This window comes from Streptomyces sp. NPDC005728 (genome assembly GCF_040630895.1).
Taxonomy (GTDB): domain Bacteria; phylum Actinomycetota; class Actinomycetes; order Streptomycetales; family Streptomycetaceae; genus Streptomyces.
In genome coordinates this window covers 55,963-65,890 of sequence record NZ_JBEXYL010000053.1, presented here as the reverse complement: position 1 = coordinate 65,890, position 9,928 = coordinate 55,963, and the positions used below count along the sequence as shown (strand labels likewise).

Below are 9,928 nucleotides of genomic sequence, written 5' to 3'. Positions count from 1 at the left end.
CCGGCGCGTCCGGATCGTCATGGCCGTGATTCTAGCATCGCTAGCATTTCTGTCGAAGCTCTGCTAGCTTCACTCTTGTCCCTAGCGCCGCTAGCGTGACGCTCCGGGCCCTTCCGTCTACGCGCTGCATACAGTGCGTGACCGTGAGGCTGGGCTCAGGCGGCCGCGCCGCCCCGGCCGTTCGCCAGACGCGGCAGGACACGGAAGCCGATGCCGCCGGCGATCATCGTCGCGGCGCCGATGAGCAGGAACGCGGTCTGCCCGGCACCGGTCTCGGCGAGCTGCTTGTCGCCGCCCTGGGCCGTGGTGTCCGAGCCCGTGTCGGTGAGGGCCGAGGAGCCCTCCTCCTGGGACGCGTTGTCGTTGCCACCACCGTCGGGGGTGGTGTTGCCGTTACCGCCGGTGTTGCCGTTACCGCCGGTGCTGCCGGTGCCGCCGGTGCCGCCCGAGTTGCCGTTACCACCGGTGCTGTCGTCGCCGCCGGTCGTGGTGCCACCGGTGCTGTCGTCGCCACCGGTCGTCGTACCACCGGAGCTGTCGCCACCGCCGGTCGTGGTGCCACCGGAGCTGTCGGAACCGCCGACCGTCGTACCACCGGTGCTGTCGTCGCCGCCGGTCGTCGTACCACCGGTGCTGTCGTCGCCACCGGTCGTGGTGCCACCGGAGCTGTCGCCACCCCCGATGACACCGCCGATCGAGGCGTCGCCGCCGGTGCTGGCGTCGCCGCCGGTGCTGGAGTCGCCTCCGGTGCTGGAGTCGCCTCCGGTGCTGGAGTCGCCTCCGGTGCTGGAGTCGCCGCCCGTGGTGCCCTCCGAGGTACCGCTGGACGTGCCTTCCGTCACACCCACCGAGGCACCGGTCGAGTCGCCGCCGTCAGTGTTGCCGTCGGTGCTCACACCAATGGTGATGGGACCGGCCTCGACACCGAGGTCCAGGGCCGAGGCGGCACCCGCGGCAGTCAGCGAGGCACCGGCCGCGATCACGGCGCCGGCGGCTATCCGCGCGACCCGGATCCGCGTCTTCTTCGTCATATGGTTGCTACCCCCAGTAGCTGTTCGTCAACGAGGCGGTGCGTGGGGCTTGCCGTGATCGACGGAGGTAGCTGTGACGAGATCCGTGTCAATTCCCCCGGTTCACATGCGCCCCAGAGATACGCATGCCACGCTTCAGCCTTCCCATTTTTCAAAGCAACGTCAAGGCCGTTGCGCGCGCAATGTCCGATGGAGCGATGTTTGCGCGGACTTGAAGCCTGTGAGTGTGATGTAAAACCCAGACAAATGACAACTGCCGCCCTCGAGGGCGGCAGTTGTCATGTCGACAAAGTTACTTCTCCTGCTGCTTGCGCCAGCGAATGCCGGCCTCCAGGAAACCGTCGATCTCGCCGTTGAACACGGCCTCCGGGTTGCCCACTTCGAACTCGGTCCGCAGGTCCTTGACCATCTGGTAAGGGTGCAGCACGTACGAACGCATCTGGTTGCCCCAGGAGTTGCCGCCGTCGCCCTTGAGGGCGTCCATCTTGGCCTGCTCCTCCTGACGGCGCCGCTCCAGCAGCTTGGCCTGGAGGACGTTCATCGCGGTGGCCTTGTTCTGGATCTGCGACCGCTCGTTCTGGCAGGAGACCACGATGCCGGTGGGGAGGTGGGTGAGGCGCACCGCGGAGTCGGTGGTGTTGACGCCCTGGCCGCCGGGCCCGGAGGACCGGTACACGTCCACGCGCAGCTCGGACTCGTCGATCTCGATGTGGTCGGTCTGCTCGACCACGGGCAGCACCTCGACACCGGCGAAGGACGTCTGGCGCCGCCCCTGGTTGTCGTAGGGCGAGATCCGGACGAGTCGGTGGGTGCCCTGCTCCACGGAGAGGGTGCCGTAGGCGTACGGCACCTGCACGGCGAAGGTGGTCGACTTGATGCCGGCCTCTTCGGCGTACGACGTCTCGATGAGCTCGGTCTTGTAGCCGCGCTGCTCGGCCCAGCGCAGGTACATGCGCTGGAGCTTCTCGGCGAAGTCGGCGGCGTCGACGCCACCGGCCTCGGCGCGGATGTTGACGAGTGCCTCACGGGAGTCGTACTCACCGCTGAGCAGAGTCCGGACCTCCATCTCGTCCAGCGACTTCCGCACGGCCGCCAGCTCGGACTCGGCCTCGGCGCGGGTGTCCGGGTCGTCCTCCTCCTCGGCCATCTCGAAGAGGACGGCGAGATCGTCGATCCGGCCGCGCAGCGCCTCCGCCTTCCTGACCTCGGCCTGGAGGTGGGAGAGCTTGCTGGTGATCTTCTGCGCCTCGTCCGGGTTGTCCCACAGGGACGGCGCGGCCGCCTGCTCCTCGAGCACGGCGATGTCTGCCCTCAGCTTGTCGAGGTCCAGGACGGCCTCGATCGACTCCATGGTCGAGGAGAGGGACTTCAGCTCTTCGGATACATCGACGACTGCCACGCCTCCAGCGTAACGGCTCCGCCGGGAAGCCAGGGACGGTCACGTTTCGGCGGACCGAGATGGGCGGGCGGGAGGCCGGACGGGGGGCCGACGGGGGTCCAGGGGGCAGAGCCCCCGGGGCGCTCAGGGGGCCGACGTGCTGTGGGCGGGCGGGGTCGGCTGGTCGTCGTCACCGGAGCCGGACGCCAGCCACGCACCGACGCCCACGGCGGCCGCCACGGCCACCCCGGCCACGCCCAACGTGATCCGGCGCCGCCGCAGCGCCGCCCGGTGCCGTGCCGACCCCGGCCGCGGCACCCCGGCCGCGCGAGGCGCCCGTGCCGTCCCGTGGGCACCCCCGGCCAGCTCGTCGGCCGCGGGCACCCTCATCGACGTGTGCGTGTCCCGGTTGGAGTCCGGCTTGGCTCCGGTGACGAGGGAGACCGCCCCTCGCCGCCGTACGGGCTCACCGGAGCCGACCGGTGCCGGAGGAACGTCCTCGGCCTCTTCCTCGGAGAGGCCCGCGTCCGGCTCGTCCACGTCCAGCGGCGGCATCCCCGCCAGCATCGGCAGCTGTTCCCGCAGCCGGGAGGCCAGCTCCGAGGCGCGCAGCCGGGAGGCGGGCGCCTTCGCCAGGCACTGCACGATCAGCTGCCACAGCTCCTCGGGGATGCCGGGCAGCGGGACGACGGTCTCGGTGACGTGCCGGCGCAGCACCGCGCCGAGGTGGCCGCCCCCGAAGGGTGTGAAGCCGGCGAGCAGCTCGTACAGGACCGTGGCGAGCGCGTAGATGTCCACGGCGGCCCGCGGCGGCAGGCCCTCGACGATCTCCGGCGCCAGGTAGTCGGGCGTACCGATGATCTTCGTCGCCCGGGTCCGCTTGGGCGAGTCGATCAGCTTGGCGACGCCGAAGTCGGTGAGCAGCGCCGGGTGGGCGCCGCCCGGGCCGAGCGGGCCCTGCATGTCCAGCAGGACGTTCTCGGGCTTCACGTCCCGGTGCACGACCCCGGCTGCGTGGGCGGCCGCGAGCGCGTCCGCGACGTCCGCGACGATCGCCACGGCCGCTTCGGGCGCGAGTCGCCGCTCCCGTTCGAGACGGGTGCGCAGATCGGTACCGCGCACCAGGTCCATGACCAGGGCCAGGTCGTTGCCGTCGACCACGAGGTCGCGTACGGAGACGATGCGCGGGTGCTCGAGACCGAGCAGCGCGGTGCGCTCCTGGACGAAGCGTCCGACGAGTTCCTGGTCGGACGCGAGGTCCTCGCGCAGCAGCTTGACGGCGACGGGGCCGTCGGGTCCCTCGCCGAGCCACACCGTGCCGGCGCTGCCCCGTCCCAGGATCTGGTTGGCGGTGTACCGGCTGCCGATCTTCCGTGCCAAGACTGCTCCTACTGACGCGTGTTGTCGCTAAAACTACGCGTCCGAGGAGCCAACCTTCACCGCGGAGACGGAAATCACCCGCCAGGTGTCGACAAATCCGCAAACCAGCGATCAATTGCCGGAGGAGGAGCCCAGCTTCTTGAGCCAGTGGCCCACTTTCCCGGACCAGTCGCTCAGCTGGTCCCAGTAGCCCTTGCCCTGGCCGACCCAGGTGTGCAGCGGGGTCAGCTCCCAGACCAGCCAGCCGGCCACGATCAGGATGACGATCGTGAACAGGCAGCCCTTCAGGCAGCCGAGGCCGGGGATCTTCGTCGGGTTGGCGCTGCGCTGCCGCGCCGGCCGGGGCTCGCGTGCGGGCCGCTGGGGCTCGGGGGCGGGCGCGGGGGGCGCGTACCGCTGCGGCTGCTGCTGCGGGGCGTACTGCTGGGGCTGCTGCTGCGGGTAGCCGTATCCGGCCGGCGGGCGCTGCCTGCCGCGCTGCTGCGGTTGCTGCGGGCGCGCCTGCGGGGCCGGGCGCGGCTGCTGCTGCGGCCGCGCGACCTGCCGCTGGGGGCGGCGGCGCAGCGGGTCCTCGTCGGGGGCGAGGTACTGGACCTGCGTCTGCTCGTTGCGGTCCCGGGCGGCGCGGAGCTGGGTCTGCCAGGGGTGCGGCTGGTCGGGCTGCTGGCCCGGCTGCCCCTGGGGCACCGGCGGCATGACCGCGGTGGGGTCGGCGGCGCCGGCGGGGCCGCCGGTGTGGGGCAGGAAGCTGGTCGCGGCGTTCGGGTCGTGCTGGCCGTACGCGTTCTGCGGCGCGTTCGTCGGCAGGACCTGGGTGGGGTCGGCGGCGCCGGGCACGCCCGGGACGGCCGTCGGATCCGGGTCCGGGGCCAGCAGGGCGCCGACGCCCTCGGCGGCGGCGATCTGGGCGGCGTTCGCGTGCACGCCGACGCCCTCGGCCACGACCCGCAGTCCGCGCGCGAGGTTCTCGGCGCTGGGCCGTTCCTCGGGGCTCTTGCGCAGGCAGCGCTCTATGACCGTCCACAGCGGGTCCGGGACGGTGGAGGGGCGGCGCGGCTCGGCGCTCAGGTGCTGGTGCAGGACCTCCAGGGCGGTGCCGCCGGAGAACGGCGGGCGGCCGGTGACCAGCTCGTACAGCAGGATGCCGGCGCCGTAGATGTCGACGGCGGAGGTCTGCGGGCGGCCCTCGGCGGACTCCGGCGCGACGTACGCGGGCGTGCCGACGAACTCGTGGGTGCGGGTCAGGCCCGGGGAGTCGGCCAGGCGGGCGATGCCGAAGTCGGTCAGCATCGGGTGCAGCAGGCCGTCGTGCTGGCGCAGCAGCACGTTGGCGGGCTTCAGGTCGCGGTGGACGACACCGTCGGCGTGGCTCGCGGCGAGGGCGTCGGCGATCTGCGCCGTCATCAGCGCGGCGGCGACCGGGGTGAGGGGGCCGCTCTCGCGCAGGTAGCGGTGCAGGTCGGGACCGTCGACGAGGTCCATGACCAGGGCCAGCAGATCGCCCTCGACGACCAGGTCGCGGACCCGGACGATGTTGGGGTGGGTGAGCCGGAGCAGGACGGAGCGTTCGCGCAGGAACCGCATCACGATGTCCGGGTCGCCGGCCAGCTCCTCCTTGAGGACCTTGATGGCGACCGTCTCGCCCGGCTGACCGGCCACGGCCGCCTCGGCGCCCGCGGTCTCGCGCTGGCGGGCACGCCAGACGGTGCCCGTGGCGCCGCGTCCGAGCGGCTCCTCGAGCAGGTACTTGCTGCCGACTGGCCGCACGTTCCGCGCTCCCTGCTGTCTGTTCGCCTGTGTTCCGGTGTTCCGGCCCACTGTAGTGCCGCCCCCAAGGGCACTACGTAAGCGTTCCCGTCGATGTTCGAAGGAAAGACGCTCGCCTCGGTCTCCTGGTTGCCAGTTGCCGGACGTGACCGATCTCAACTGATCATCGATGCGCTTTCGGTCAGGCACTTTTGGGGGCAGAGCTGACCAATCAAGATCACTTGGCACCGGGCCGCGGGCACGCTGTCAGTGACAGGTGCGAGGATGCGTGCAGTACTGGCCGACGTGCTCGTGCGGGGGTGGGGGTATGTCCGCGCCCGGGCAGAAGGGACCGCTGACGGCGATGCAGATCCGGCTGACCGTCGTAGATCCGCTGGGCCCGTCCCCGCAGCGGGGCCGCTCCGCGAGCCGTGACGTGCTGGTGACGGCGCCCGCGGGCACGGACCTGTCCGCGGTGGCGTCGGCACTGGCTGCGGCGGTCACCGGAGACGGCGGCACGGGCCGGGACGCGGGCAGCGCCGCGGTGGTGCTGTACGCGGGCGCGGAGCGGCTGGACCCCCGGCGCTGCGCCCTCGGCGAGCCTCCCCTGGTCGACGGCGCCGTGCTGTCCCTGGGCGCCCCTGCGGCCCCCGAGCCGCATCCCGAGCTGGACGACGCCCCGACCCAGCTGCACGTGGTCGCGGGCCCGGACGCGGGCGGGGTGCATCTGCTGCACGGCGGCCGGATCACCGTGGGCCGCTCCGCCGACGCCGACGTCCCGCTGGACGACCCGGACGTCTCCCGCCTCCACTGCGCGGTCACGGTCGCCGCGGACGGCCGTGTCTCGGTGGCCGACCTCGGCTCCACGAACGGCACGGCCCTGGACGGCACCCGCGTGAGCGACCGGCCGGTGCGCTTTCCTCCGGGGGCTCTCCTGAGGATCGGCGAGTCCGCCCTGCGGGTCACTCCGTCCGTGGGCCCCGGCGCCCGGGTACGGACGGCACCGGACGGAGAGGGCAGCGTACGGGTCGCCCTGGGGGGCGAAGAGGCCGGTCCTGGTGAGGCAGGGGGTTTCGGGGGTGATCCCGCGCCGGGGGCCGGAGGCGGGAGCGCGGCCGGTTCCTCGGGCGGCGCCGGTGCGGCGGGCTCCGGGGCTGGTGCGAGAGGGGCCGGGAGCGGGACGACGGGCTCCAGGACCGAGGCGCCAGGGTCCGCAGCGGCGGGCGCTGCCGGGCACGCGCGAGTGGAAGCGGCGCCGGGCACGCGTGCCCACGGCCCCTCCGGGCCGACGCACCACACGTACGGCACGGCGAGCTGGGGCGCCTCGGGCGGAGGCGCGGAGGGTCAGGAACACCGGCGCGGGGAAGAGCCGGTGGTACCCGGTCAGGCCGGGGCGCCGCGTATCGAGAGCCGGGCGGGAGGCGCGGGAGCGCCGGGCGCGGCCTCCGGCGGCGGAACGGACGCAGGCCGCCACGGGGCCGGCGGGACGGGCAGCTCCCCCTCCGCACCGGCCAGGCCCGGGGCGGCTTCCTCCGGCGACGACATGCATGCGGGGCGCCACGAGTCCGGCGGCCCAGTCGGCGCACACCCGGCAGCCGGGATGCCCGGTTCGGCGTCGGACGGAAGAAACTCGGGCACAGGCCGCTCCGGAGCCGGCCGGTCCGGCGGTGAATCCTCCGCCCACGGGAGGAGGCCCGGTTCGGCTTCCCGGGGTGGTGACACCCATGCGGGGCGCTACGGCGTCGGCGGGCCGGACGGCATCGAGGGCGCATACGCCGGTGGGGCGCGCCCGGTGCCGGACAGCGAGTCGTCCGGCGCACCCGCGGGAAGCGGCAGTGGCCGCGAGGACACTCCCCTCCGGGGCACCGACGTTCCGCAGGGCGGGCGTCGCCGGGGCGGGCTCGGCGCGTGGGCACGGCGGCTGACCGGCGGGCGCTCGGAGCAGCCGTCGGCCGGGCAGGAGAGGTACGGCGCCACGGAGGCCCGCACCCCGGCGGCCGAGGTCCCGCAGCTGCCGGAGGCCTGGCCGGACCCCGCCGCGCTGCTGCTGACGGCGCTGGGTCCCGGACCCCGGCTGTGGGAGCGGACGCCGGGTCATCCGGAGGCCCTGACGGTGCGGCTCGGCACGGCCGACCGCAACACACCGGACGGCTCGGGCGTGCTGCCCGCCGTACCGGTGACCGCGGCGCTGCGCGAGGCGGGTGCGCTGGGCCTGGCCGGTCCGCGCCCCCGGCTGTCCGGGCTGGCCCGCGCGGCGCTGGCCCAGCTGGCCGCGCTGCACTCCCCCGACCTGCTCGAGGTCGTCCTGATCAGCGCGGACCGCAGCCGCCCGGAGGAGGAGCGCACGGCCGAGTGGTCCTGGCTGGGCTGGCTCCCGCACGTCCGCCCGGGCCACGGCCAGGACTGCCGCCTGCTGCTGGCCTACGACCGCGAACAGGCGGCGGCCCGCACGGAGGAACTCCTGCGTCGGGTGGAGGAGTTCGCGGCGACGGGCCGCGGGTCGGCCCAGCCCGCCGCGGCGAGGACGGCACAGGCGAGCGGCCGCCCCGGACCGGACCCGGACGCCACGGGGAACCCGGCGAGCGCTACGACGGCTCACGCCGCCCCGGACCAGGGGGCGCACTCCGTCGCCCGGGCGGAATCGGCACCCGCCTCCCCGCGCCGCCCCTCCTGGGCCCGGGAAAGCGCCGAGCTGGACGCAATGGGCGGCTTCCCGGGCCCGTACACCGTCGTCGTGGTCGACGGGGACCCCGGCGGGTCCTCCCTGCAGGAGTCCCTGGCACGGCTGGCCGTGGCCGGCCCGCGGGCCGGGATCCATGTCGTCTGCCTCGCCGAGACCACGGCCGTGACCCCCGCCTCGCCCGTGGCGCAGGCCTACGAGGCGGCCTGCGCGGTCACGCCCACCCTGCGGCACTGCGGTGCCGTGGCCCTGCTCAGCGGTGAGGTCGCCGGCACGCTGCACCTGATGCGCGTCGCGCCGACCGGCCCCGTCGGCGCGGGTGCGCTCGCCACCGTGGACGCCGTCTCCCCGGCCTGGGCGGAGCGGTTCGCGCGGGCGCTGGCGCCGCTCAGGCCCGACGGCCCCGTCGGCGAGCGGCACGCGCGCGTGGCCGTACCGCTGCCGCAGTCGGCACGGCTGCTGGACGAGCTGGGCCTGGCCCGGGCCACCCCTGCCTCGCTGATGGCCCGCTGGGCGGACGCGGCCGACGACACGGAGTCGCTGGGCGGCCGGGCCCGGGCGGTGCTCGGCGCCGGTCCGCGCGGCCCGCTCACCGCCGACCTGGTGGCCGACGGGCCGCATCTGCTGATCGAGGGGCCGGCCGGCAGCGGCCGTACGGAGCTGCTGCGGGCCGTGGTCGCCTCGCTGGCCGCCGCCGAGCGGCCCGACCGGCTGGGCATGGTGCTGATCGACGGCCGGGACGGCGTCGGCACCGGCGCGGGCCGCGGTGAGGGGCTGCGCGTCTGCACGGACATACCGCATGTGACGACCCACCTCATCGCCAACGACCCCGTCCGCATGCGGGAGTTCGCGCAGTCGCTGAGCGCCGAGCTGAAGCGGCGCGCGGAGCTGCTGGGCCGGACGGACTTCGCCCAGTGGCACGCGGGACACGAGGTGTCGGGCCGTATCGTCGCCCAGCGTTCCCCGAACGGGCGGCCGGCGGTCTCCGGTACCGGAGACATAGAGACGCCGCCCAGCTCCACGCTGCGGCTGCGGCCCGGCGGCGCCGCACGGCGGCGCACCGAGGCCGCACCGCCGCTGCCCCGGCTCGTCGTGGTCGTGGACGACCTGGACGCGCTGGTCTCCCCCGCGCTCGGCTCGCCGGGCCGGCCCGCCGCCGGATCGGTGATGCGGGCACTGGAGGCGGTGGCCAGGGAGGGCGAGCGGCTCGGCGTCCACCTGGTGACCGCGGCCGGGTCGGGCGGTCGCACGGCGGAGACGGAACCGGCCCGGCGGGCCGCCCTGCGGGTCGCGCTGGACGCACCGGCGGCAGGGCCCGCGGCAGGACCTGACGAGCCGGCGCCGGGGCGGGGCAGGCTCACGTACGCGGACGGGCGGGCCGTCGGCTTCCAGGGCGGCCGGGTGACAGGCCGTATCCCGCGCACCGCGACCCAGCGGCCCACGGTCGTGCCGCTGGAGTGGCAGCGGATGGGCGATCCGCCGACCCGGCGGCCCGTGCGCGAACTGGGCAACGGCCCCACCGACCTGGCCCTGTTGGCGAGTGCGGTGGAGCGCGCGGCCCGTGAGGTCGCCGCGGCGGAGGTGCCCTCGCTGCTCTAGTCGGGATCAGCAGCCGCAGTCGGCCGGAATCCGTACGCATACTTCCCTGATCACGAGCCGGTCACGATCAACCGCCGGACGGCGCAGGCGCTCTTGCCGCCCTTGTGCGGCCCG

5 protein-coding genes are annotated in these 9,928 nt (G+C 74.4%); 1 reads left to right on the top strand and 4 read right to left on the bottom strand.

The window, feature by feature from the left end; translation table 11 throughout:
* Positions 1-155: 155 nt before the first annotated feature.
* The 4 genes from ABZ471_RS29855 to ABZ471_RS29840 all read right to left on the bottom strand — a co-directional run bounded on the left by ABZ471_RS29855 (position 156) and on the right by ABZ471_RS29840 (position 5,556).
* Entirely contained in the window at positions 156-1,031 is an 876-nt protein-coding gene (locus tag ABZ471_RS29855; protein ID WP_359070681.1) for a hypothetical protein, read from the bottom strand.
* A 292-nt stretch (positions 1,032-1,323) separates the two neighbouring features.
* Positions 1,324-2,430, bottom strand: a complete 1,107-nt coding sequence (gene prfB / locus ABZ471_RS29850; RefSeq protein WP_359070679.1) for a peptide chain release factor 2 — start codon at positions 2,428-2,430, stop codon at positions 1,324-1,326.
* Positions 2,431-2,553: 123 nt separating this feature from the next.
* Positions 2,554-3,789, bottom strand: coding sequence for a serine/threonine-protein kinase (locus ABZ471_RS29845; protein WP_359070678.1), 1,236 nt, complete (start codon positions 3,787-3,789; stop codon positions 2,554-2,556).
* 111 nt (positions 3,790-3,900) lie between these two features.
* Positions 3,901-5,556, bottom strand: coding sequence for a serine/threonine-protein kinase (locus ABZ471_RS29840; RefSeq protein WP_359070676.1), 1,656 nt, complete (start codon positions 5,554-5,556; stop codon positions 3,901-3,903).
* 343 nt (positions 5,557-5,899) lie between these two features.
* On the opposite strand from ABZ471_RS29840, the gene ABZ471_RS29835 reads away from it, so the two are divergent.
* On the top strand, positions 5,900-9,814 hold the full coding sequence (locus ABZ471_RS29835) for an FHA domain-containing protein (protein WP_359070686.1): 3,915 nt from the start codon (positions 5,900-5,902) through the stop codon (positions 9,812-9,814).
* Positions 9,815-9,928: the final 114 nt, after the last annotated feature.